The sequence below is a fragment of the Winogradskyella sp. KYW1333 genome, from assembly GCF_003335675.1.
Taxonomy (GTDB): Bacteria; Bacteroidota; Bacteroidia; order Flavobacteriales; family Flavobacteriaceae; genus Winogradskyella.
Map to the genome: position 1 here is coordinate 115,563 of NZ_QPHL01000012.1, position 24,379 is coordinate 139,941.

Genomic DNA, 24,379 nt, shown 5'->3' on the forward strand with positions numbered 1-24,379 from the left:
TGACCAACTAATTCTCGTATTTTTGCTGAATGAGTGATGGACTACTAAATCAAATTAATTCTCCTTCAGATTTACGGAATTTGAAAATTGATGATTTAACTGCCTTAAGCCAGGAATTAAGGCAATTTATTATTGATATAGTAGCTACAAAAGAAGGTCATTTAGGTGCAAGTTTGGGTGTTGTAGAGTTAACTATAGCTCTACATTATGTTTATAACACACCAAATGACTTATTGATTTGGGATGTTGGTCACCAAGCATATGGTCATAAAATTTTAACTGGTAGAAAAAATGAATTTCATACTAACAGACAATTAAAAGGACTAAGTGGATTTCCTAATCGTTCTGAGAGTGAATTTGACACCTTTGGTGTAGGTCATTCATCAACTTCCATTTCCGCAGCTCTTGGAATGGCTATTGCTTCTCAATCAAAAAATGAAAACAGACACCATATAGCTATTATTGGTGATGCTTCAATTGCAAGTGGTATGGCCTTTGAAGGGTTAAATCATGCAGGTGTTACAAATACAAATTTACTAGTAATTCTTAACGATAATGCCATTGGTATTGACCCTAGTGTTGGAGCACTAAAACAATATCTTACAAACGTAAAAAAGGGCTCACAAAAACAAGACAATATATTTGAAGCCCTAAACTTTGATTATTCTGGACCAATTGATGGCCATGATTTACCCTCACTAATTTCAGAATTAGAACGTCTTAAATCTGTGAATGGCCCAAAGTTATTGCATATTATTACTACTAAAGGAAAGGGATTAAAACAAGCTGAACAAGACCAGGTTAAATATCATGCGCCTGGAAAATTTAATGCTGAAACTGGAGAGCTTGTAAAAAACATTAATAACAATAAACCTCCCAAATATCAAGATGTATTTGGAGAAACAATACTAGAGCTAGCATTAACAAACAAAAATATAATTGGTATTACTCCTGCAATGCCTACTGGAAGTTCCTTAAAATATATGATGGATGCAATACCAGATAGAGCGTTTGATGTTGGTATAGCAGAACAGCACGCAGTAACATTGGCAGCTGGAATGGCAACTCAAGGGTTAATTCCGTTTTGCAATATCTATTCAACTTTTTTGCAACGCGCGTATGATCAAATAATTCATGATGTAGCACTTCAAAACCTTCCTGTAATTTTTTGTTTGGACAGAGCAGGATTAGTTGGAGAAGATGGAGCAACACATCATGGTGTGTTTGATTTAGCCTATCTAAATTGTATTCCTAATCTTGTGATTTTCGCACCTAAAGATCCTATTGCATTACGCAATATTATGTACACTGTGCAATTAGGTATTGCTTTTCCTATCGCTATTCGTTATCCAAGAGGTCGAGCCCATATTAAAGATTGGAAAAAACCATTTAAATCCGTTGAAATTGGTAAAGGTGTTTGTTTAAAAAAAGGAAAATCAATTGCCGTACTTTCTATTGGCACTATGGCCAAAAATGTAAAAGAAGCTATTACTTTACTTATAAATTCGGAGGAGTTAGGACATTACGATATGCAATTTGTTAAACCTCTTGATAGTGAACTACTTCATAGAATTTTTAGATCATATAAGGCAGTAATAACTGTAGAAGACGGTACTGTAGTAGGTGGATTTGGTAGCTCAATATTAAGTTTTGCCAACACCAATAATTATAAGCACCCCATTGAATTAATGGGTATTAAAGATGAATTTATAGAGCATGGAAGCGTTGCGCAATTGCGAAAATTGCAGAATTTAGATGTAGAGAGTATTAAAGATGAAATTGAACGCTTATTATTAATTGTCAATAACCGCTAGGTTACGTTGCTGTTCAACTTTCACTGCACCAGCGTTAATATGTTTAATTTCTTCTCTCTTTGGTTTTGATATATCATCTATCATAATAAGGCATGTCACTACAACCATGAAGATGACAAGGCCACCAAGTATATTATGTCTCATAAATAGGTTATTTGAAGCTATTAATGTCCTAAAGTAAGACAATATAAGGTTAAAAAACAAATATAATCGATGAAATGCATTATTATGAAATACTTCCTTTCAATTTTTTGTACAATAACATGGCATTTGTATCTGAAAGCTTGGAAATAAATAGACATATTGAAATCAAATTATCGTATAAAGAATTATCGCTTAATTTTATAGTTTCTGGTAATGTATTTAGCAATAATTCGTCATAATTTGAAAGTTTATTTTTAAAGCTGTTAATAGCTAGTTTACCAAAAGTCATTAGTAACTGATTTAATATTTCATATCCTGCAATTTCTTTATCAATAACATTTTTTGATTGGTATACATTCTTGATACTAATTGAAATTATATCCTCAATCTGGGCTTTATATTTACAAACATCCAATAGTGCTGATTCAAATTTTCCAGAAAGAATAAGATCTTCATTTTTCATAAATACATCTGCGGCCTCTTCGATTAAATTTCCAATAGCTAGGGCTCTTAGATAACTTACTCTATCTTCTTTAGATTTTAACTGATTATATTTTTCTGTATTTATCGTTTCTCTTACAAGGTTAATTAAGTATTCTAAAGCGTACTCCTCTTCTATTAAGCCTAGATTGATGCCATCTTCAAAATCAATAATTGTATAACAAATATCATCTGCTGCCTCAACCAAATAAGCTAAGGGATGCCTATTAAAACTAATATGCTCTGTACTTCTGCTAATAAGACCAAGTTCATTTGCAACATCACTAAACATATCTTTTTCACTTTGGAAGAATCCATATTTTTTATCAGCTATATGAGATGTGGGTTTCTTTGGAAGTGATTCCTTAGGATATTTCATAAAAGCACCCAAAGTAGCATAACTTAATCTTAAACCACCTTCTCTACCAGTTCTACTTTCGGTTAAAATTTTAAAACCATTTGCATTGCCTTCAAAATCACATAGATCTTGGTATTCCTTATCTGTAAAATACGATTTAAACATAGCACCTTCACCCTCTCTAAAATAAGCTCCAATCGCTTTTTCACCTGAATGGCCAAATGGCGGATTACCAATATCATGTGCTAATGCTGCAGCAGCAACAATGGCGCCAAAATCATTCATCTTGTAACTGTGAATAGTTTCTAAATGCGGATGCTTCTTAAGCAACAATTCACCAACCTTACGACCTAATGATCTACCCACTACACTCACCTCAAGACTATGAGTTAGCCTCGTGTGTACAAAATCTGTTTTAGATAAGGGTACAACTTGTGTTTTATCCTGTAAGCTCCTAAACTCTGAAGAAAAGATTATTCTATCATAATCTACCTCGAAACCCAAACGGGCTTCATTTTGTTCTTTTCTTAGTCTTTTATTAGTATCTCCATAGCGTTTTAGAGAAAGTAGTTGGTCCCAATTCATAGTAAAATATTAGAGTATGCAAGATAGATAAATTGATTTTTAAATCCGTAATCAATTAGTAAACAAGTATTGGGGATTTTTAATGTTAAGTCAATGTTTCCTGAATGTGAAATGGCTTAATATTAAGCTAACACTCATCTAACCTTTTTATTACAAACGTTTAATTTTTGATTAACTCTAGACTGTGATTATCGACGTTTCTTTGCATCACAATTATTAAACAAAAACTGTTATTTAAAATTTAACTCATGAAAAAATTAATTTTAACTGCTCTAGTTGCTTCAACACTTGTTTTTACAGGTTGTTTTAAAGATGATGACACACCAATCATTGTAGAGGAAACTACAATAATAAATAATAATAATCCTGATGGAGGTGAGGATTGCCCAGTTGTTCCTGTAACAGGCTTAATTGCTACAAGCACAACTTGGACTGCAGACAATATTTACCAACTTAATCAAAAAGTTGTTGTTGGTGATGGTGTTACCTTAACCATTAACCCAGGTACAATCATTAAAGGTTCTGCTGGTACAGGTTCTTTAGCATCAGCTTTAATCGTTGCACGAGGAGGTACTTTGAATGCACAAGGAACAGCAGATCAACCGATCATTTTTACATCGACTAGTGATAATATTACTTGTGGCCAAACTGCAGGTACCAACCTAGATCAAGATGATAGAGGACTTTGGGGTGGATTAATCGTTTTAGGTTATGCGCCATGTTCTTTTTCTGGTGATATAGTAGAAGCACAAATCGAAGGTATTCCTGCGGATGATACATTTGGTCTTTATGGAGGAACTGATCCTGATGACAGTTCAGGAGCAATAAGCTACGTTTCTATCCGCCATGGTGGTGCCTTAATCGGTGAAGGAAATGAAATCAATGGATTAACTTTAGGGGGAGTTGGAGCTGGTACTTTAATTGACAACATCGAAGTTGTTGCCAACGTTGATGATGGTATCGAATTCTTTGGCGGTACTGTTGATGCGTCTAACTTATTAGTATGGGCTCAAGGTGATGATGCTATCGATATCGACCAAGCTTACTCTGGTACTGTTGATAATGCTGTAGTGGTTTTAGGAGATATTTCTGATCACGCTTTTGAAATTGATGGTCCTGAAGGAACTGGTAATGGGGCATTTACATTAAGGAATGCTACGATCATTGGTAATACAGTTACATCTAATGGTGAATACGCTGACTATAGAAGTAATGCGCAAGGACTTACTGAAAATATATTTGCATTTGGTTTCAAAGATTCTTCTGATGTAGAATTAGACAATGATGGTGTTGCAACAAACTACAACGATGGTCTACTAACATTTGGCACATGGGAAATTGTATTACCAGAAGGTGTAACAGATGTAGCCGATATTTTTGTAAACAAGGCAGAAAATGTAATGGTGACAGGATTTGGTTCTACTGCAACAGCTGTAACAGCTGGTTCTGAAACTGTAGGTGCTACAACTTCTAACTTAAGCTGGACTTTCTCGAACGAAGCGGGTGGCTTAGGTTTTTAATTTTTACTATTAAAATACACACTAACCCATCATTTACACTGTAAATGATGGGTTAGTATAAAAAACATATATGAAAAATTTCAAAATTGCCTTGGTTCTGTTTTTTGTCTTGATTTCCTATTCTGGGATTGCTCAAGGAAAAGTTTCAGGGACTGTTATTGATGGCGAATTTAATGAGCCAATGGCATTTGCCAATATTTTAGTAAAGGGTACTACAACTGGTACGACTTCTGATTTTGATGGTAAATATGAGCTTGAATTAGATGAAGGTACCTACACATTGGTCTTTTCATTTGTTGGTTACAACACTCAAGAAATTACAGATGTGGTAATAACTTCAGGGAGCTCGATAATACTTGATGTGGTTTTAGAAACCAATTCACTTGACACCGTTGTCATTACTACATCAACAAAACGAAATACTGAAAATGCCGTTTTAAATCTGCAAAAAAAATCTGTGGTGGTATTAGATGGATTATCAGCACAAGCTATTCAAAGCACAGGTGCTGGCAATGTAGCCGCAGCTGTAAAAAGTGTACCTGGCGTATCGATACAAGGTGGTAAATATGTTTATGTACGCGGTTTAGGTGATCGTTATACAAAATCCATATTAAACGGTGTTGATATTCCAGGATTAGATCCAGACAGAAATACCATTCAGATGGATTTGTTTCCAACCAGTATATTAGATAATGTTATCGTTCTAAAATCAGCTTCAGCCGAATATCCAGCGGATTTTACGGGTGGTATTGTAAATATTGTAACTAAAGATTATCCATCAAGACCTGAGTATTCTATATCCTTAGGCAGTGGCTACAATCCAGACATGCATTTTAATGACAATTATTTAAGCTCTACAGGAAGTGATACTGATATATTAGGGTATGATGATGGTACGAGAAACTTACCAATAAATAGGTATCAACCAATACCAAGTACTTCTGAAAACAAACTGTTGTTGACCTCATTAACTAATAGATTTGAGAAAGAGTTAAGGGCTAAGCAAGAGACTAGCGGCATGAATTTTGACTTTGGTTTCACCCTTGGTAATCAATATGATGTGGGTGACAATAAGCTTGGCTACCTGGCCTCCTTTTCATACAAGAACAATACCACCTTTTATAAAAACAGAGTGGATGGTGCTTATATAAAAAACCCCCAAGACAGATCTGAAAATGAACTTGTTGGTACATTAGATTCTCAAGGTTCTCAAGGTATTAATAATGTTATATTGAATGGTATGCTTGGTGTTGCATATAAAACCGATAAATCTAAGTTTAGAGTAAACCTTTTACATATACAAAATGGTGAATCAACAGCAGGATTCTTTAACCAAACCATTTCACAAGATGGTACTGGTGGTGGTATAGAGCCATTAACAAAAAATTCTATTACATATACTGAACGGTCAATAACTAACTTGTTATTGAGTGGTAAACACCGCCTCAGTGATGATGAAAATGCCATGAATTTTGAATGGAAGTTTTCACCTACCTTTTCTAAGGTAATGGATAAGGATCATAGAATTACACCATTGCAGCAAAGTGATAACGGTGATTCATTTTTATCGCCATCAGCTTCTACATTCCCAATACAATTATGGCGTAACCTAATAGAAGAAAGCTGGGCAGGGAAAGCAGATTTTGATAAGACTATTGATTTATTTGGTAAACCAGCAAAAATTAAATTTGGTGGTGCCTATACTTATAAGTTCAGAGATTTTAGCATTGATGATTACACGTTTAATATACAAGGTGATCAATCGTTTATTGCAAATGGTGATGTAGATAATCTTTTAGACTCAGATAATATTTGGAATACAACTTCAGATACTGGCACATATTTAATTTCAATAGATACATTTAACCCTATTGATGCTTATGAAGGTGAACAGAATATCGGAGCTACATATTTCTCAACAGAGTTTAATGTAAATGAAAACTTGAAAACCGTAGTTGGATTAAGAACTGAGATGTTCAAATCGTATTACACAGGTACAAGAGATAATAATACCATTTTCTTTGAACGTGATTTAATATTAGATGAGTTTGATTTCTTTCCATCTGCTAACATAATTTATTCGCTTAACGACACTTCTAACTTAAGAACGTCCTATTCTCGTACTACTGCAAGACCATCATTTAAGGAAGCTTCGGTTTCGCAGATATTTGATCCAATAACTAACAGGTTGTTTATTGGAAACATTGATATCGCACCGACATATGTAAATAATTTTGATTTACGTTATGAAAATTATGGTGACAACGGACAAATGTTTGCTATTAGCGGATTTTATAAAGATTTTACAGACCCAATTGAGCAGGTATTCTTCCTAAATGCGCCAACACAATTAACAGTCGGTAATTTAGGTGATGCCATTGTATATGGTGCCGAATTTGAAATTAGACAACGCTTAGGGTTTATTTCTGAAGATTTAGACAATCTTAAATTTAACGCCAACGTATCTGTAATTAAATCGGAGTTAACCATGTCTCAAGCAGAATTTGATGGTAGACAAGCTGGTGCTAGAGATGGTGAAACTATAGATAGAAAAAGAGATTTGCAAGGGCAGGCACCTTATTTGATCAATGTTGGTCTTAACTACAACGACTCTGAAAAGGGTTTTAGAACTGGTTTGTTTTACAATGTGCAAGGCGAAACATTAGAGGTTGTTGGTATTAGAGAAGTGCCAGATGTTTACACCAAGCCATTTAATAGTTTAAACTTTACTTTAAACAAATCTTTTGGAGAACAAAAAAGATCTTCTATTGATTTAAAGGTTAATAACATATTAAATAGTACAAGGCTCAGTGAATATGTCTCTTATAGAGCGCAAGACCAAGTTTTTACTTTAAGAGAACCTGGTACAGAAATTTCTTTAGGCTATACTTTTAAATTCTAAGGGCATTAGCAGTTAGTTTAAATAAAAAATGCTCTCCAATGGAGAGCATTTTTTCTATAAGTTTATTGCTGTTATTTATTTCTTATGGCAACTTTAGTTTTGTTATTCCACTTGTTTACACTTACAATTTTAGAGTCAATGTAATCTACTTCTTTTAAAGAATCACCTTCCCAAAAAAACCATTTACCAACCTTTCTCCCAATATCATAAGTCCCAACTGTTACTTTATTGCCTTCTAGATCATAACTAGTCCACTCACCATGCAACTTGCCTTCTTCATTAAAAAGACCTGTCTGTTCTATTTTACCATTTTCATGGTAATACGTTACAAATGTTAAGTCACCCTTCTTTTCCACTTTCGGATTCTTCTTGTCTTGAGCATATGTAAACCCAACACAAAAAACTAATAGTAATGTTACAATCTTCTTCATTTCTATTTGGGATTTAGGTTTTTCTATAATTCAAATGTAACTTTTAATTTACATTAAAGCAACATTTTCATAACATTTAGTTAACATTAGAGATTTATATATTTGATTTTCTGCGTTTTACAATTATTTATGAAACATCAGTATGTATTCTTAATAATTAAATAATATTCTAGTTACAATTAAATTAATTACGCTTACCATATTTGCATTGTGTTGAAAAACACGTTTTAGTATTTCATAAATTTGTTAGTTTTTGTCGACTGAATAATTATGAGTTCTAATAGAGGCTGCCATTAAGGCAGCCTTTTTTTTGAAATAATCTTTTAAAATTAATACTAAGGAAACATTTACTTAACATTTGTTTTAGTTATTTGCCGCAGACAAAAACTACAATTTATTATGAAATTTAAAATTTGCTTCATTGCATTAATTACTGTTGTATTTTTCAATTCTTCTCAAGCACAAGAAATTAGCGACACTAGTTTTGGTAAAGGTTTAATCAATTTTACTGCCAAAGACAGTTCTTTCAGTATTAAATTCGCACCACGTTTTCAGGTTCGATCTGTTTCGTCATGGGATTATACAGGAGACCAATTTGGTAGTCCAGAGCACAATTTTATTGTACGAAGAGCACGTCTTAAATTTGATGGATATGCCTACAGCAAAAAACTTGTATACAAAATAGAATTAGGTTTATCTAATAGAGATATTTCTGGTGCTAACCAATTTAACAGAAATACACCAAGATATATTTTGGATGCTGTTTTAAAATGGAATTTTTCTGGTAACTGGGAACTTTGGGCTGGTCAGACAAAATTACCTGGTAACGTAGAGCGAGTTGTTTCTTCAGGAAATTTACAATTAATTGATCGTTCTCTTTTAAATAGCAGATTTAATATTGACCGTGATTTAGGTATTCAACTACGGCATAAAACTAATTTGGGTGGAGATTTTTTAATGCGTGAAAAACTTTCTCTATCTCAAGGTGAAGGTCGTAATGTTACAGAAGGTAATGAAGGAGGACTCCAATATACAGCAAGATTAGAGTTTTTACCGTTTGGTACTTTTAAGTCTAAAGGAGATTATAGCCAATCTGACCTAAAGCGTGAAGAAAAGCCAAAATTAATGGTTGGTTTTACCTATAACTTTAACGAAGATGCAGTAAGAGAAAGAGGTTTTGCTGGTGATTATATGTTACGTAGCGACGGATCATTATACGAAACTGACCAAACTACCATTTTTGCAGATGCTATGTTTAAATACAATGGTTTTTCATTTATGGGTGAGTACGCAAAGCGTACAGCAGATGATGAAATTGCAACAGATGTAGATGGTACACCTACAGGAGATATTGTTGTAACTGGTAATGCTTTAAACTTACAAGCCGGTTATTTATTTAAGAGCAATTATGAAATTGCAGGACGATTTACTAGTACAGATTATGAATCTGTAACTAATAGAGCTCCTGAAAGACAATATACTCTTGGTTTAAACAAATTTATTGTAGGGCACAAATTAAAAGTTCAGTCAGATCTTAGTTATACTACATTAGATGGTAATGAAGACAATATTACCTTTAGATTAGGATTTGATTTCCATTTCTAAAAATAACAATTAGGTAACATCCTTTTGTTTAAGTTTTATGATATTTGCAAACTTATTTTAACTAAAAATTATGGACAATATTTATTTATTAATGTTAATAGCCATCACGGTTTTAGCCGTTGCAGACATCATTGTAGGTGTTAGTAATGATGCTATTAATTTCTTAAACTCAGCTATTGGTTCAAAAGCCATTTCTTTAAGAACTATAATGATAGTTGCCAGTTTAGGTATTTTCATCGGAGCTGTCTTTTCTAGCGGTATGATGGAAGTGGCACGTAAAGGTATTTTTGTACCTGCCCAATTTGAGTTTGGTGAAATTATGCTCATATTTATGGCGGTAATGATTACTGACATATTATTGTTAGATTTCTTTAATACTCTTGGTTTACCAACATCAACTACTGTATCGATTGTTTTTAACTTATTGGGTGCGGCAGTGGTTATGTCATTGATTAAAATTAGTCATTCTGATTCTCAATCATTTTCAGATTTAGCGACTTATATAAACACTTCTAAGGCCATAGAGATTATCTCTGGTATATTGTTATCAGTAGTAATAGCCTTTACCGTTGGTGCTCTAGTACAATGGGTGTCTCGATTGATATTTACATTTCATTACGAGAAAAATGTAAAGAATTTCGGCGCAATTTTTGGTGGTGTGGCATTAACTGCTATTACATATTTTATCTTCTTAAAAGGTCTTAAGGGAACGCCTTATTATGGTGATTTAAAATCAATTTTAGAAGGTAATGAAATATACATCATACTAGGAAGTTTTGTTTTCTGGACCATTTTCTCATATGTCTTTGAAAGTATAACCAAAAAAACGGTATTACTTGTTGTAATCGCAATAGGTACATTTGGATTGGCATTAGCATTTTCTGGTAACGATTTGGTTAACTTCATTGGTGTTCCTATGGCAGCATATCATTCTTATGAAGCATGGGTTGCTGGAGGTATGGATGTTACCATGTCAATGGATGTATTAGACAAAAAAGTCCCTGCAGAGCCATTACTATTATTTATTGCAGGTGCTATAATGGTACTAACTTTATGGTTTTCTAAAAAAGCTAAAACTGTTGCTGAAACAGAAATTAGTTTATCACGTCAGGGTGAAACTCATGAGAAATTTGAACCTAATAGATTATCTAGATCAATAGTAAAAGGAACAACACAATTATCAAACTACTTTAGTGTTATTGTATCTTCCTCTATCCAGAATAAAATTGGTAAAAGTTTTGACAAACCTAACTTCACCTTAACAAAAGACCAAAGTATCGATGCACCAGCATTTGATATGATTAGAGCATCGGTTAATCTTATGGTTGCAGGTGTATTAATCGCAATTGCTACTTCAATGAAATTACCACTATCTACTACCTATGTAACTTTCATGGTAGCAATGGGTACATCGCTTGCAGATCGTGCTTGGGGAAGAGAAAGTGCTGTTTATAGAGTTGCAGGTGTATTAAATGTAATTGGAGGATGGTTTGGTACTGCAATTGGTGCATTTGTAGCTGCAGGTACAGTAGTATTTTTAATAAACTGGAATCCAAAAGTTATAATTCCAATCTTACTATTGTTAACAGTAATTTTATTATACAGAAACTATACATCTCATAAGAAAAAATCTAGTAAAACAATTGCTGAGGATAGTTTAAAGAAAGCCGAGAGTAGTTCGCTACAAGGTGTTATCCTTGAAAGTGCTAACAACATGGCCAATGTCGTAAAACGAACAAATAGAATCTACTCTAATGCTATCGTTGGACTTGCTAAACAGGATTTAGACTTGCTCAAAAAGAGTAAAAAACAGGTCGTAAAACTATCAGATGAAGTTGATGATTTACGTGATAATGTTTTCTATTTTATTAAAAATTTAGATGAGTCTAGTTTAGGTGCAAGTGATTTTTATATTAATATCTTAGGCTATCTTCAAGATATGACACAGTCATTGGAATATATTACTAAAGTGAGCCATAAGCATATTAATAATAATCATAAGAAACTTAAGTTCAGTCAGATTAAAGAGCTAAAAGAAATAGATGATAAACTAGAAATTCTATTTGAAGACACGCGTAAAGCTTTTAAATCTGAATCTTTTGAACAAATAGGAGCGATTTTAGATGAAAGGACTGAAGTTTATGAACTTGTAAAGAGTAAAATTAAAGAACAAGTTAAGCGTACAAGAACGGAAGAATCTAGTCCAAAAAATACAACACTCTATTTTAGTGTTTTATTAGAAACAAAAGATTTAATTAAATCAACAATGAACTTATTGGAAGAGTATCATAATTCTTTTGATAGTTCAGTAGAGCCAGCAACAATTGACGTTGTTGATGAAGTTGTAGAGGGTAGTGAAAAACCTGAAGCAGAAGAATAAATCTATTACCCAAATATGTACAAAGCCATCATTTTTTAGTGATGGCTTTTTTATTTTGTTAAGGATAATAGTAAGAAACCTAATATTGCACCAATAACAATTGTCCAAATAGTGCTCACCTTAGTCTTAAAGGTTAAGAATACAGCAATTAATGCGATGGCTATACTTTGCCATTCAATTAAAGTTTCGCGACCCATTACAATTAATACTGCCAGCATTACAGCAACAGCAGCAACATTCACAGAATCTAAAAAATAACGCAGAATCTTAGATTTACGCATTCTTGGAATAAAAGGATTAAGTATAAGAACAAATAAAAAAGAAGGCAGAAAAATGCCAGTAGTAGCAACCAGTGCTCCTGTAAAACCAGATAATTGATATCCAATAAATGTAGATGTAGAAAGAACAGGTCCTGGAGTAAATTGTCCAATGGCGATAGCATCAATCAATTCTGCTCTAGTGAGTAAACCTCTTGTCACCAATTCGGCATCTAAATAGGCAAAAAGTACATAACCACTTCCATATAGTATAGCACCTACTTTTAAGAATATTAGAAACAATTTTAAAGTTGAGACCTTCGCAATGGTAGTATTCAGCCCTAGAACGAAAAAGAATGGAGAAATACTATTTACCGAAGGTTTTGTTTTCGATTTTAAATAAAAGTATAGCATTCCTAAAATGCCAGCAGATAGAAGGACTAAAACTTCATTTACACCTAAAAGACTTACACTTAAAACTAAAATTCCAATAACAATAAGTTCAGTACTTTTTATGGCTTTTTTACCTAGCTTTAAAATCGCGGCAGCTATAATTGCCAATACTGCAGGTTTTATGCCGTAAATAAATGGCTCAACTTCTGGAAGTTGTCCGTATTTTACATACAAATAAGCAAGTAAAGCAGTAATTATGGTAGCTGGAAAGATAAACGCAATACCTGCAACAAATAATCCAAGCTTGCCAGCTCTTTCATAACCACAGTGCATGGTCATTTCAGTTGAGTTTGGACCTGGTATAAGGTTAGTGGTGCCAATGAGGTCTAAAAAATAATCTCGTGTCATCCACTTTCGTTTTTCAATGATCTCATCTTCCATCATTGCTATATGTGCTGCAGGACCACCAAATGCAAAACACCCTAGTTTAAAAAACACCTTGGCAACTTCAATTAGTTTATCAATCATATCATTTACGACCTCTGTTGTTAGAAGGTTACAGAACAAATATAATGTTAAACCAGAACAACTTATTGCTTCTGGTCGTAGTAGTTACCAGCCTTTAGTTGCAAACGACTCTAGAGAAAATCGATCTAAAAACAGAAGAACACGCATTATTTTAATGCCAAATATTGACAAGTTTTTTGCTTTAATGGAAGCAAACTAATCTATTGACCTGAAAAGGCAATTAAACAGAAGCACCCTCCCGTACAGTTCGGCATTGGGTGCTTTTTTTATTTCATATATTGTAAATTAAAATCAATGATTTAAACATGAAATATTTAGTTTTCGCCTTAGTATTTTTATTAACTACTCTGGTTTATTCCCAAGAAATTACGGCCAATCAATTATTAGATAATGCCATTAAATACCACGATCCAAATAATAATTGGAATACTTTTGAAGGGGAATTCACGGTCGTAATGACAACACCAAATAGTTCGGAACGTACTAGTAAGATTTCCATTAATCTACCCAAAGAATATTTCAGTGTAACTGCCAAGCGTGATTCTGTAACAACAACTTATACCATTAATAAAGGCATTTGTGAAATGTGGTATAACGGTAAACTCTTAGATAGCATACAGGCAAAGGAGAAAAACCTCAGTTGTGATAGAGCACAACTATATAAAAACTACTACACCTATTTATATGGATTACCAATGAAATTAAAGGATCCAGGAACTAACCTAATAGATACCGTTGATAAAAAAACCTTTAAGGGTAAAGACTATTTAGTACTTAAAGTAACTTACGATGAAGACGTTGGCAGTGATGTTTGGTATTTTTATTTTAATCCGAACACCTATGCTATGGAAATCTATCAATTCTTTAAAACTGATGAAAATGGCAAGGAAAAACCTGATTCTGGTGAGTATATTTTGTTAACTGAAGAGGCAATAGTGAATGGTATAAAAATGCCTAGAATCAGAGCTTGGTATTATAATAAAGATGATAAGTATTTAGGGACTGATACTGTAGTTGATAAATAAAAAAAGCACCTTTTTCTAAGGTGCTTTTTTTATTAAGGTTTAATCAATTCTTTGTTACCCTTCACAGCTAGTACATTCTTTCTTTTGCTTAAACTTCTGCGCTGCATTCATACTATGCTGATAATACAAGGATTTTACACCTAATTGCCAAGCAGTAACATATATTTTATTTATATCCTTAACCGGCATATCTGGGTGTACCATTATATTTAATGATTGCCCTTGGTCAATATGATTCTGTCTGTTTGCAGCCTGATAGATAAGTGTCATTTGGTCTATTTCAGAATAGGTTTTGAAAACATCCTTTTCAAGATCTGTTAACCCTTCCAAGTGTTGTACAGACCCATCGTAATCTCTGATACTTCTCCATACCTCACTAGTGTTCATTCCTTTTTCTTCTAACAGCGCAACTAAATAAGGGTTTTTAATTGTTGTCTTTATTTTGGCAATATCCTTAACATAACAGTTAGACCAAATTGGCTCAATACCTTGAGATACCTGTCCTAAAATAAATGCAGATGATGTTGTAGGCGCAACAGCATTTAAAGTAGCATTACGTCTCCCTTTACCTTTTAATACTTCTGGCTCACCAAATAATTTCGCTAATTCTTCTGAAGCTTTAACTGACTTCTCTTTAATAGTTTTAAAAATCTCACTATTAAGGTTAAATGCTTCCTGGCTATCAAATGGTAACATTTTTGATTGTAACAATGAGTGCCATCCTAATGCACCCATTCCTAATGCTCTATTCTCTCTAGCGAAATTATAGGCTTTCTCCATAAACATGAATGTCTGCTGATCATCACGATCTGGTGAATCTCTGTAAACTTCAAGCTTGGTTACAAACTCTTCTAAAACAGCATCTAAGAAATAGATCATGGTTTCAACAGCATCCGTATTTTTCCACTTATCGTAATGTAATAAGTTAATAGAAGACAATACACAAACAAAAGACCATCTATCGTTTGTAGGTAGCATAATCTCAGAGCACAAGTTACTAGCATAGATTTCATGCTTGTTTTCCTGATAAACCTCTGGTGCATTATTGTTAGCATTATCTCTGAAGAAAATGTACGGATAACCTATTTCACCTCTTCTTTGTAAAACTTTTGCCCAAATGGCTCTTTTGTCAGAATCTCCATCGATCATTTCTTGCATCCATTGATTACTAACAGTAACACCATGTGTTAACTCTTGTATAGGATTACCTTCTGTACCGATTTCTAAAAATTCGTGTATATCATTATGTTCAATCGGTAGGTATGGGGAAAAACGACCACGTCTTACTGAGCCTTGGCTTACGACATCAACCATTTTTTCAAAAAGTTGCATAATATGAACTGCTCCTGAAGACTCACCGTTATTTTTTACAGGTGCACCTCTATGACGAAGTTTACCAAAGTAACCAGAAGTACCTCCTCCAAGCTTAGACATCATACCAACTTCTGATTGCGTGTAGAGAATATCTCCCATGTCATCAGAAATATGAGAACCGAAACAACTGATTGGTAAACCGCGTTTTTTACCAAAATTAGACCAAACAGGTGATGCTAAAGAGTAAAAGCCTTCAGCCATATAGCCGTAAAACTTATCTGCAAAACCATCGATTTTTAAAATTCTTTCTGCATTATCAGCTATTTCTCTGATTCTTTCCTCAGGTGTTGTACCTTCTGTTAAATAACCGGATGACAAAAATTGACGACTATGTTCTGTTAACCATTTTATTTCGGGTTCAGATTTAGCCTCTTTAATGGCTTCTTTTCTCGCTTTAATTAATTCTTTATGTGATGAGGTGGTTGTAGTTTGAGGGTTTGCTACGTTGTTCTCCAGTTTTAAGTTAGTTTTGTCGTTCATGGTTTAAAATAAGTCGTCGCTTGTTATACTTTTAGTTCTTTTGCTATAGTTGATAGAGCGTTTCACAAAGAAATCTCCATGTTTAGTACCAATGATTTCATCGTCAAACCATTCGGTTTGTTCTAATAAGCTCTCATCGATATCGAATATTTTATCAATACCTATACTTTCAAGGGAATTATTGAATCTGTTCTTTATAAATTCGTTTATTACATTCTTTGGAAGGAAGTCTAATTCTCCTGCTTCAAATATCCAATCAATAATTTTGCTTTCAGACTCAAAAGCCTCATCGCACATTACTTTAACTATTGTATTGTATTCTTCACCAAACCATGTTGGGTTTTCATCTTTAATGATTCTAATTACATCAATACCAAAATCACCGTGTATTTGTTCTTCTTTTGAAGTCGCCTCAACTACATTGGAAATTCCTTTAAGCATATTCTTGTGCTTATTAAATGCCATTATGATTAAGAATTGCGAGAACAACGATACATGCTCAATGAAAAGTGAGAATAATAAAATTGATTCTGCGTATTCTTTGTTGTCATCGCTCTTAGCATTTTTTAAAGCAGTTTCTAAATAATGCACACGACGCATTATCACAGGATTTTTCTTTAATCTTTTAAACTCGTTATTTAGACCAAGTATTTCTAATAAATGAGAATAAGCATCGTGATGGCGAACTTCACTTTCTGCAAATGTAGCGCCAACTGATCCTATCTCTGGTTTTGGCATTTTGTGGTAAATATCTCCCCAGAACGATTTTACTGCTACCTCAATTTGTGATATAGCAAGCATTGTATTCTTTATAGCGTTTTGCTCGACAATGGTCAACCTAGTTTTAAAATCTTGAATATCACTAGTGAAGTTGAACTCTGAATGGATCCAGTAAGAATGTCTTATAGCATCTACATACTCATTAAGTCCTGGATACTCATAAGGCTTCAGATTAACCCGTTTTTCAAAAATATTTGTTTTTCTACTCCTTGCCTGTTCATCTCTATACAGTATATATGCCTTTGCTACATCTAAGAAATGGTTTTCCATTAATTTGATCTCAACAATATCTTGTACCTCTTCTACAGTTGGAACATAATTATAATCACCACCTTTTCTAATCAATAATTCTGAAAGAACATTTTCAGCGATATTATAAGCATCTTCCTTGGTACCATTCCCAACAGACATCATCGCTTTTTCTACCGCATTAGAAATTTTATTTAAAACAAATGGACTTGTTTCATAATCTCTTTTGATAATTTCTGTGATTTCTAATTGTTTGGTTTCCATAGTTTGTTCTTAATTTTTGAGGCTAAAAATCTACAGGATAAATGTGCAATTATCCCTATCAATTAGCTAATGACGTAAAACGTGTTTAATATTTCCCTTAACAAGGGACAAAAAGGTTTGAAATTTTCAAAAACAGAAATCTTTTGATTTTAGGCTCAAAAAACCGCTATTAAAATCTATTTTCTACTTAACCCAAAACAAAGATTGAGAATTGTCTTTAAAATTAAAAGACAAAATTATAAACGTTGTCAACAAGTTTTTAACAAACTTTAAGAATACCCATAAACAAAGGAATTTTTAATTTTTTTGTATAAGTTACTGATTATCAATTATATATAATATTTTTGTTGAATTATATATTGTAGGTATTATCTTGTTAAATAGTAAGCTAGGGCATATGTTTAAAGGCACTTAAAGATTCTAGAATAACAAAAAAAGATTGAATAAAGTTTAGAGTGAAAACTTAAACAAAAATCATTTTTCTTTTTTTTGAGAAGCAATTCTTTCCAATTTCTCATACCAATCCCTACCAAATTTTCTAATTAATGCCTCCTTAACAAATCTGTAAATAGGAACCTGCAATTCCTTGCCCAATGAACAAGCATCGTCGCAGATTTCCCATCTGTCATAATTCACTGCGGTAAACTCTGAATACTCTCTTGTTCTTATGGGATATAGATGGCAAGACACTGGTTTTTTCCAATCAATTGCACCTTGATTATATGCTTCCTCTATACCGCACATAGCAGTTTTATTCTCATCAAAGATTACATAGGCACAATCTTCGCCATCAATCAAAGGTGTTTCATAATCACCAAACTCTGTAACAATAGATTTTCCGTGTTTTTCAATGGCGTCTATACCTTCTTTTCTCAAAAAGGGTTTGACCTGTGAGAAGATATCTTCAAGGATTTTAACTTCATTTTTATCCAATGGAGCACCTGCATCACCTGCTATACAACATGCACCTTTGCACGCTGAAAGATTACATACAAAATCGTTCTCAATTATCTCTTCAGAAACTATTGCTTTTCCCAATTGAAACATAGGGCAAAAATAAATAAACTTTACTATTATTTAATATTGTAAATCTGTAATTAAATCGCACCTTTGCGGCGAAATTTAAAAACTAAGACATGCAACTTAATTTTAAAGAAATAATCACTGCATTTATGGTATTATTTGCGGTAATAGATATTATTGGAAATATCCCGATAATAATTGACTTGCGCAAAAAGGTTGGGCACATACAAAGTGAGAAGGCTTCGTTAATTGCAGGTATAATAATGATTGTATTTTTATTCTTAGGAAAAAGCCTTTTAAGTGTAATTGGTGTAGATGTAAATTCTTTTGCAGTAGCCGGAGCACTTGTAATCTTCTTTATTGCGCTTGAAATGGTATTAGGTATTACGCTTTATAAAGATGAAGAACACAATGCGCTAACCGCTTCAGTTTTTCCATTAGCTTTTCCCCTTATTGCAGGTCCCGGTAGTCTCACAACTTTGCTTTCCTTACGTGCTGAATTTGAAATTCAAAATATTATCATTGCTGTAATATGCAATGTTATATTTATATACATAGTTTTAAAAACATCAGCAAAAATAGAACGATTAATAGGTACTAACGGAATTAACATAATTAGAAAAGTTTTTGGTGTAATTTTACTTGCAATTGCTGTAAAGTTATTTGCAACAAACATTAAGGTCTTATTTGTTTAACTTAATTGAATAATATATGAAGGTATTTACCTTAATACTCACTGTTATCGCATTAGCGCTTATTATCTTCAACGCAACTCAAATTAATTTTGAGGCACCTTTTGAAGGTGATAGCTATACTGCCATATTAACTATAATTGCTGGTTTATGTGCTGTTATTTTACTTCAAATTCTACGTATCTCAAAAAAAATTGAAACACTTCAAAAAAAGCAAAAATGAGTTATGACGTATTGATTGTTGGAGCTGGTGCTGCAGGGATGTCATGTGCGCTGGTATTAGGATCTGCCAAAAATAAACCATTTGCAATTGACAAAAAAATTGGAATTATTGCTCATCAAAAAACCTCTCATTTACAAAATGCTTTATTTAATAATGTGCTTGGATTAAAGCAAGGTACTCTTGGAAGTGACATATTAAAACAAGGGAAGGCACAATTAAAATTTAATTACCCGCATGTTACACAAATTGACAATGAAAAGGTGTCTTTAATAGAAGAAACTGATCAGGGTTTTAAGATTAACACCAATAAAACTTCATATAATTCAAAACTTGTAGTGGTTGCTGTTGGATACACAAGTTTAATTACTATTAAAGGACTTGAAGATTATATTGAGCCACATCCGAGGGCGAATGCAGAGAAAGATAGGATTTGGCTTAATAATACAGATCATAAAGTCAAGGATAACTTATATGTAGCTGGTACATTGGCTGGTTGGCGTAGCCAGTTTTCAATTGCTTCTGGCAGTGGAGCACAAGTCGCAACAGATATATTAACACTCTGGAATAGAGGGAAACATACCAAAGTACACGATAAGATTACTGTCTAAAACTAGGATACTCAGTACTTAATAGAATTACCTCCTGCACTGTTTTATCATATCTATTAATCACTTCATCATAAGCGTTATCATCAAATAATTGACGTGCCAAAGTAGCTTTGATGAGTCGTTTTATTTCGTCTCTATATGCAACAAAAGTAACGTTTGAATCTTCTTTAAAGTTAACATAGTCCTTAAAGCGTAAGGCCATTTCATCACTTACTTCAAAATTATTAATAAAATCATATTTAGTTAAATCTTGATATTTACTTCGATCCTTATCTAATTCTTCAAAAACAAAAAATCCAAATAAACCTCTACGACGCATATAATTGATCATTTCATTATCAAATGCAGTATCAACAGGGACAAAAATATCAGGAATTATACCTCCACCTCCATAAACAACTTTACCTTTTGGAGTTGTAAATTTTAATGAATCATCAACTTTAATATTATCCGAATCTGCAAGCTCACCAGTTCTTAGTCTTTTAAAATAATCCCTGAAATAGGTTTGGTTTTGACCATTTTCATATGGGCGCTGTATAGAACGACCGGTTGGTGTATAATATCTAGAAACTGTTAATCTCACTGCACTACCATCTCCAAGGGCCATTTCTCTCTGAACGAGTCCTTTTCCATAAGAACGTCGCCCAACGATTATGCCTTTATCATTATCTTGTAAAGCACCAGCAATAACTTCACTGGCTGAAGCTGAATTCTCATTGATTAAAATATAAATTTCATTGTTTTCAAAATCACCACGTTTTGAAGCATAGGTTCTTTCTTCCCTACCTTTTTTATCTTGAGTATAAACTATGAGTTTTTTATCTTCCAAAAACTCATCAGCAATTTGTTCTGCAATACCCAAAAACCCACCAGGATTATCTCTTAGGTCTAAAACTAACTTGGTTGCACCTTGGTCTCGAAGCTCATCCAATCCTTTTTTAAATTCCTTATAGGTTGACTCAGCAAAACGATTAATTTTGATATAACCTAACTCATCGGTTAGCATATAAGATGCATCAACGCTCTTAATTGGTATATCCTTTCTTTGAATGTCAAACTCTAACAAGTCTTTTTCGCCCTTGCGAAAAACTGTTAATCTTACATTTGTATCCTTATCACCTTTAAGTTTATTTGTAATTATTTCATTGGTTATGGTACGCCCATATATTGTATCGCCGTCTGCCATTAAGATTCTGTCTCCACTAAGTATACCCGCTTTTTCACTTGGACCTCCTTCTGTTGGTTTTACTACGGCTATGGTATCATTGTAGGCATAAAAATTAATTCCTATCCCAACAAAATCACCCTTCATATTTTCAGTAATTCTTTGTAAATCTTTTTCAGGTATATACGTGGAATGTGGATCTAGATTATCTAAAATTCCATTGACAGTTACATCAACTATACTATCGGTATTAATATCATCAACATACTCATAGTCAATGTAATCTATCAATCGATTAAGCTTGTCCTTTTTACTATTGGTAGTAAAAAGTCGGTCTGAAGTATCCGTGAAGTTTAATTTTCCTCCAATGACAACTCCTGTTGCTATAGCAACACCAATTATTAACGGTATGTATTTATTCTTTGTTGACATTATGCTTCTAAGTCACCTATAAACTCTAATTCTACACCTGCTTTTTTTAAGAATCGTAAACCTGAATCATCTTTATAGCCCTCATGGTAAACCACTCTAACAATACCAGCTTGATGAATAAGCTTGCTACATTCTTTGCAAGGCGAAAGTGTTATATATAATGTTGCACCTTTACAAGACTGCGTTGATGACGCTACTTTTAATATCGCGTTGGCCTCTGCATGCAAAACATACCACTTGGTATATCCTTCATCATCTTCGCAATAATTTTCAAAACCAGTCGGTGTACCATTATACCCATCAGAGATAATCATTCTATCCTTAACTATAATAGCACCAACCTGCTTTCGCTCACAATGGGATAACTTTCCCCATTCCTTTGCAATTCGCAAATAAGCTTTGTCGTATCGTCTCTGTTTTGTTTTTGACATTAATGATTTTTATTGCACAAACGTACAATGTTATTAACGAAGATAAAAGTATACTATTTTAAAAACAATGTGCTAGGAGTTAAAGTTTTACCAAACTTTGAGTGCTAGTTCAATAGATCACTGCCAACAATCATTGGAATTACCAAACCAACCACAACAGCAGATAATACCATAACCCAGTCTCTTTTTGAAAACCTAAAAATAGTCTGAAACAGGAAACCTAAAAATAAAACAACAAAAACTATTATTATCTGCGCGATTTCAATACCAAGGGCAAATTCTATTAAAAGCTTTAATTTGTTTTCAGACTGACCTGCAAACATTTTAAATTCCCTTGCAAAGCCCAGTCCGTGAATTAAACCAAAAAATAAAGTAGCAAAAAATAACAAACTTAATTTGCTAGACTTTTCTTTTTTTCCAGCGGTGAAGACATTATAAAGAGCAGTAATTAATATGGTAACTGGTATTAAGAATTCAACCAACTTTCCGTTTACACTCACTACACCATAAGCTGCCAAAACCAAGGACAAGGTATGGCCTAAAGTAAACATAGAAACGAGAATTAAAACGCGTTTCCAATCTTTAAAAACATAAGGAACAGCTAAAACCATTAAAAAAAGGACATGGTCGTAGCCATTTGGGTCAAGTACATGATTAATGCCATACTGAACATTAAACCAAAAATTTTCTAACATAATTATTTCGTTTGGGATAGGTTAAAGTTACAATATTAATAAAATACTTCATTTATAAAATAAAGTAAATAAAATTTGGTAATTCCTTAATTGTTTTCGAATATTGCTCTTCAAAGTTCAAATAACTTACTGAAATGTTATCAAGAAAGGTGGAGGGATTAGACCCATTGAAGCCTTAGCAACCCTTAGACTTACTAAGAAGGTGCTAAATTCTACTTGGAAACGCAAGTCATTTTTTGCTAATCCGGATAGATAACACAAGCCTAATTACTCAGCTGTAATTACCATATTCTTTATAACATTTTTCGATTAAGTACACTATTAAATGGTATTTGACCTTGATTTAATTATTTATAGGATTGAAAAATGAGCGCTAAGCATTTAGAAACTGAAGCCATCCGGACTCAAATAGATCGTTCTCAATTTTTAGAACACTCTAATCCATTGTATCTAACATCTAGTTATGTTTTTGAAGATGCAGAAGATATGCGAGCATCTTTTGCTGATGAGAAAGAACGAAATATTTACAGTAGATACTCTAACCCTAATAATTCAGAATTTGTTGAAAAAATATGTAAAATGGAAGGTGCAGAGCAAGGTTATGCATTTGCTTCTGGAATGTCAGCAGTTTTTTCAACATTCGCAGCACTATTAAATTCTGATGATCATATAATTTCATTACAAAGTATATTTGGTTCAACACAAACAATTTTCAATAATATTCTTCCAAAATGGAATATTTCAACTACTTATTTCAAAATAGATGAAGTAGATAAAATTGAACATCTAATTCAACCAAATACCAAAGTGATATATGCTGAAAGTCCAACAAATCCAACGATAGATATTTTGGATTTAAAACGTTTGGCTGAGATTGCGAGAAAGCACAATCTCCTTTTTATTGTCGATAATTGTTTCGCAACACCTTATTTACAGCAACCAATAAAATTTGGTGCTGATTTAGTAATTCATTCAGCAACAAAATTAATAGACGGTCAAGGCAGGGTTTTAGGAGGAGTAACAGTAGGCTCAGCAGAATTAATTCAAAAAATTTATCTCTTCGCAAGAAATACTGGTCCAGCTTTATCTCCATTTAACGCTTGGATTCTGTCCAAAAGTTTAGAAACTTTACCAGTGAGAGTAGAAAAACACTGTGAAAACGCATTAAAAGTAGCCACATTTTTAGAATCCCACAGTAATGTCAATTTTGTAAAATATCCTTTTTTAAAATCACATCCACAATTTGAATTAGCCAAACAACAAATGAAACTTGGAGGTAATGTCGTTGCTTTTGAGGTAAAAGGAGGCGTGGATGCTGGAAGACGATTTCTTAATTCAATAAAGTTATTATCGCTATCAGCCAATTTAGGTGATACTAGAAGTATAGTAACACATCCTGCATCAACAACACATGTTAAACTATCTGAAGAAAACCGATTACAAACAGGCATAACAGGTGGCTTGGTTCGAGTTTCTGTGGGATTAGAGCACACAGAAGATATTATAAACGATTTAAGTCAAGCATTAGAACTATAATATAG

The 24,379-nt window shown here is 33.2% G+C and carries 19 protein-coding genes, 1 pseudogene and 1 riboswitch; of the genes and pseudogenes, 11 read left to right on the plus strand and 9 right to left on the minus strand.

Annotated elements, in window-relative coordinates:
• Positions 1 to 29: 29 nt before the first annotated feature.
• Positions 30 to 1,814 carry a 1-deoxy-D-xylulose-5-phosphate synthase gene (locus DUZ96_RS02995; RefSeq protein WP_114300402.1) on the plus strand — a complete coding sequence of 595 codons (1,785 nt, stop codon included), beginning with the start codon at positions 30 to 32 and terminating at the stop codon, positions 1,812 to 1,814.
• A 226-nt stretch (positions 1,815 to 2,040) separates the two neighbouring features.
• On the opposite strand, the gene DUZ96_RS03000 is transcribed toward DUZ96_RS02995, so the two are convergent.
• Positions 2,041 to 3,381: a deoxyguanosinetriphosphate triphosphohydrolase gene (locus DUZ96_RS03000; RefSeq protein ID WP_114300403.1), complete on the minus strand. Its 1,341-nt coding sequence runs from the start codon at positions 3,379 to 3,381 to the stop codon at positions 2,041 to 2,043.
• Positions 3,382 to 3,629: 248 nt separating this feature from the next.
• Here DUZ96_RS03000 and DUZ96_RS03005 point away from each other — a divergent pair, with 248 nt between their 5' ends.
• Together DUZ96_RS03005 and DUZ96_RS03010 are read left to right on the plus strand one after the other, a co-directional pair.
• Entirely contained in the window at positions 3,630 to 4,901 is a 1,272-nt protein-coding gene (locus DUZ96_RS03005; protein WP_114300405.1) for a hypothetical protein, read from the plus strand.
• Between the two features lie 70 nt (positions 4,902 to 4,971).
• Positions 4,972 to 7,803: a TonB-dependent receptor gene (locus DUZ96_RS03010; RefSeq protein ID WP_114300406.1), complete on the plus strand. Its 2,832-nt coding sequence runs from the start codon at positions 4,972 to 4,974 to the stop codon at positions 7,801 to 7,803.
• A gap of 71 nt (positions 7,804 to 7,874) precedes the next feature.
• On the opposite strand, the gene DUZ96_RS03015 is transcribed toward DUZ96_RS03010, so the two are convergent.
• Entirely contained in the window at positions 7,875 to 8,234 is a 360-nt protein-coding gene (locus DUZ96_RS03015) for a nicotinic acid mononucleotide adenyltransferase (RefSeq protein WP_114300408.1), read from the minus strand.
• Positions 8,235 to 8,633: 399 nt separating this feature from the next.
• Between DUZ96_RS03015 and DUZ96_RS03020 the strand changes: the two genes are divergently transcribed.
• Both DUZ96_RS03020 and DUZ96_RS03025 read left to right on the plus strand, forming a co-directional pair.
• A complete protein-coding gene (locus tag DUZ96_RS03020) occupies positions 8,634 to 9,839 on the plus strand; it encodes a porin (RefSeq protein ID WP_114300410.1) in 1,206 nt (401 codons plus the stop codon).
• A gap of 70 nt (positions 9,840 to 9,909) precedes the next feature.
• Positions 9,910 to 12,219 carry an inorganic phosphate transporter gene (locus DUZ96_RS03025; protein ID WP_114300412.1) on the plus strand — a complete coding sequence of 770 codons (2,310 nt, stop codon included), beginning with the start codon at positions 9,910 to 9,912 and terminating at the stop codon, positions 12,217 to 12,219.
• A gap of 50 nt (positions 12,220 to 12,269) precedes the next feature.
• On the opposite strand, the gene chrA is transcribed toward DUZ96_RS03025, so the two are convergent.
• Positions 12,270 to 13,397 (minus strand): chromate efflux transporter, encoded by a 1,128-nt coding sequence (gene chrA / locus DUZ96_RS03030; protein ID WP_114300413.1) that lies wholly within the window; start codon positions 13,395 to 13,397, stop codon positions 12,270 to 12,272.
• 10 nt (positions 13,398 to 13,407) lie between these two features.
• On the opposite strand from chrA, the pseudogene DUZ96_RS03035 reads away from it, so the two are divergent.
• Both DUZ96_RS03035 and DUZ96_RS03040 read left to right on the plus strand, forming a co-directional pair.
• Positions 13,408 to 13,596: pseudogene (locus DUZ96_RS03035) on the plus strand (cell envelope biogenesis protein OmpA); the annotation flags it as partial.
• A 106-nt stretch (positions 13,597 to 13,702) separates the two neighbouring features.
• Entirely contained in the window at positions 13,703 to 14,422 is a 720-nt protein-coding gene (locus DUZ96_RS03040; RefSeq protein WP_114300415.1) for a DUF6503 family protein, read from the plus strand.
• A 54-nt stretch (positions 14,423 to 14,476) separates the two neighbouring features.
• Here the strand turns inward: DUZ96_RS03040 and DUZ96_RS03045 are convergent, their stop codons facing one another.
• The 3 genes from DUZ96_RS03045 to DUZ96_RS03055 form a co-directional block, all read right to left on the minus strand.
• Positions 14,477 to 16,276 (minus strand): ribonucleoside-diphosphate reductase subunit alpha, encoded by a 1,800-nt coding sequence (locus tag DUZ96_RS03045; RefSeq protein ID WP_114300417.1) that lies wholly within the window; start codon positions 16,274 to 16,276, stop codon positions 14,477 to 14,479.
• 3 nt (positions 16,277 to 16,279) lie between these two features.
• A complete protein-coding gene (locus DUZ96_RS03050) occupies positions 16,280 to 17,569 on the minus strand; it encodes a ribonucleotide-diphosphate reductase subunit beta (RefSeq protein WP_114300419.1) in 1,290 nt (429 codons plus the stop codon).
• Positions 17,570 to 18,043: 474 nt separating this feature from the next.
• Positions 18,044 to 18,616: a DUF3109 family protein gene (locus tag DUZ96_RS03055; RefSeq protein WP_114300421.1), complete on the minus strand. Its 573-nt coding sequence runs from the start codon at positions 18,614 to 18,616 to the stop codon at positions 18,044 to 18,046.
• Positions 18,617 to 18,705: 89 nt separating this feature from the next.
• On the opposite strand from DUZ96_RS03055, the gene DUZ96_RS03060 reads away from it, so the two are divergent.
• From DUZ96_RS03060 to DUZ96_RS03070, 3 genes are read left to right on the plus strand one after another with little or no spacing between them, the layout of a single operon-like run.
• Positions 18,706 to 19,287, plus strand: coding sequence for a MarC family protein (locus tag DUZ96_RS03060; RefSeq protein ID WP_114300423.1), 582 nt, complete (start codon positions 18,706 to 18,708; stop codon positions 19,285 to 19,287).
• Between the two features lie 16 nt (positions 19,288 to 19,303).
• Complete coding sequence (locus tag DUZ96_RS03065) at positions 19,304 to 19,507, plus strand: hypothetical protein (protein ID WP_114300425.1); 204 nt, start codon at positions 19,304 to 19,306, stop codon at positions 19,505 to 19,507.
• Positions 19,504 to 20,115, plus strand: coding sequence for an FAD-dependent oxidoreductase (locus tag DUZ96_RS03070; protein WP_114300426.1), 612 nt, complete (start codon positions 19,504 to 19,506; stop codon positions 20,113 to 20,115). The genes DUZ96_RS03065 and DUZ96_RS03070 overlap by 4 nt, the downstream gene beginning before the upstream one ends.
• On the opposite strand, the gene DUZ96_RS03075 is transcribed toward DUZ96_RS03070, so the two are convergent.
• The 3 genes from DUZ96_RS03075 to DUZ96_RS03085 form a co-directional block, all read right to left on the minus strand.
• Positions 20,105 to 21,712: a S41 family peptidase gene (locus DUZ96_RS03075; protein WP_114300428.1), complete on the minus strand. Its 1,608-nt coding sequence runs from the start codon at positions 21,710 to 21,712 to the stop codon at positions 20,105 to 20,107. The two genes, DUZ96_RS03070 and DUZ96_RS03075, sit on opposite strands and share 11 nt — an antisense overlap.
• Positions 21,712 to 22,143: a dCMP deaminase family protein gene (locus DUZ96_RS03080; RefSeq protein WP_114300430.1), complete on the minus strand. Its 432-nt coding sequence runs from the start codon at positions 22,141 to 22,143 to the stop codon at positions 21,712 to 21,714. Before DUZ96_RS03080 ends, DUZ96_RS03075 begins: the two co-directional genes overlap by 1 nt.
• A 104-nt stretch (positions 22,144 to 22,247) precedes the next feature.
• Complete coding sequence (locus DUZ96_RS03085; RefSeq protein ID WP_114300432.1) at positions 22,248 to 22,838, minus strand: HupE/UreJ family protein; 591 nt, start codon at positions 22,836 to 22,838, stop codon at positions 22,248 to 22,250.
• A 134-nt stretch (positions 22,839 to 22,972) separates the two neighbouring features.
• Positions 22,973 to 23,097: riboswitch (SAM riboswitch) on the plus strand.
• A gap of 107 nt (positions 23,098 to 23,204) precedes the next feature.
• On the opposite strand from DUZ96_RS03085, the gene DUZ96_RS03090 reads away from it, so the two are divergent.
• A complete protein-coding gene (locus tag DUZ96_RS03090) occupies positions 23,205 to 24,374 on the plus strand; it encodes a PLP-dependent aspartate aminotransferase family protein (protein ID WP_114300434.1) in 1,170 nt (389 codons plus the stop codon).
• Positions 24,375 to 24,379 lie beyond the last annotated feature (5 nt).

Coding starts and splice junctions, on each gene's coding strand:
- DUZ96_RS02995 (WP_114300402.1), top strand. CDS start 30: ATGAGTGATGGACTACTAAATCAAATTAATTCTCCTTCAGATTTACGG.
- DUZ96_RS03000 (WP_114300403.1), bottom strand. CDS start 3,381: ATGAATTGGGACCAACTACTTTCTCTAAAACGCTATGGAGATACTAAT.
- DUZ96_RS03005 (WP_114300405.1), top strand. CDS start 3,630: ATGAAAAAATTAATTTTAACTGCTCTAGTTGCTTCAACACTTGTTTTT.
- DUZ96_RS03010 (WP_114300406.1), top strand. CDS start 4,972: ATGAAAAATTTCAAAATTGCCTTGGTTCTGTTTTTTGTCTTGATTTCC.
- DUZ96_RS03015 (WP_114300408.1), bottom strand. CDS start 8,234: ATGAAGAAGATTGTAACATTACTATTAGTTTTTTGTGTTGGGTTTACA.
- DUZ96_RS03020 (WP_114300410.1), top strand. CDS start 8,634: ATGAAATTTAAAATTTGCTTCATTGCATTAATTACTGTTGTATTTTTC.
- DUZ96_RS03025 (WP_114300412.1), top strand. CDS start 9,910: ATGGACAATATTTATTTATTAATGTTAATAGCCATCACGGTTTTAGCC.
- chrA (WP_114300413.1), bottom strand. CDS start 13,397: ATGATTGATAAACTAATTGAAGTTGCCAAGGTGTTTTTTAAACTAGGG.
- DUZ96_RS03040 (WP_114300415.1), top strand. CDS start 13,703: ATGAAATATTTAGTTTTCGCCTTAGTATTTTTATTAACTACTCTGGTT.
- DUZ96_RS03045 (WP_114300417.1), bottom strand. CDS start 16,276: ATGAACGACAAAACTAACTTAAAACTGGAGAACAACGTAGCAAACCCT.
- DUZ96_RS03050 (WP_114300419.1), bottom strand. CDS start 17,569: ATGGAAACCAAACAATTAGAAATCACAGAAATTATCAAAAGAGATTAT.
- DUZ96_RS03055 (WP_114300421.1), bottom strand. CDS start 18,616: ATGTTTCAATTGGGAAAAGCAATAGTTTCTGAAGAGATAATTGAGAAC.
- DUZ96_RS03060 (WP_114300423.1), top strand. CDS start 18,706: ATGCAACTTAATTTTAAAGAAATAATCACTGCATTTATGGTATTATTT.
- DUZ96_RS03065 (WP_114300425.1), top strand. CDS start 19,304: ATGAAGGTATTTACCTTAATACTCACTGTTATCGCATTAGCGCTTATT.
- DUZ96_RS03070 (WP_114300426.1), top strand. CDS start 19,504: ATGAGTTATGACGTATTGATTGTTGGAGCTGGTGCTGCAGGGATGTCA.
- DUZ96_RS03075 (WP_114300428.1), bottom strand. CDS start 21,712: ATGTCAACAAAGAATAAATACATACCGTTAATAATTGGTGTTGCTATA.
- DUZ96_RS03080 (WP_114300430.1), bottom strand. CDS start 22,143: ATGTCAAAAACAAAACAGAGACGATACGACAAAGCTTATTTGCGAATT.
- DUZ96_RS03085 (WP_114300432.1), bottom strand. CDS start 22,838: ATGTTAGAAAATTTTTGGTTTAATGTTCAGTATGGCATTAATCATGTA.
- DUZ96_RS03090 (WP_114300434.1), top strand. CDS start 23,205: ATGAGCGCTAAGCATTTAGAAACTGAAGCCATCCGGACTCAAATAGAT.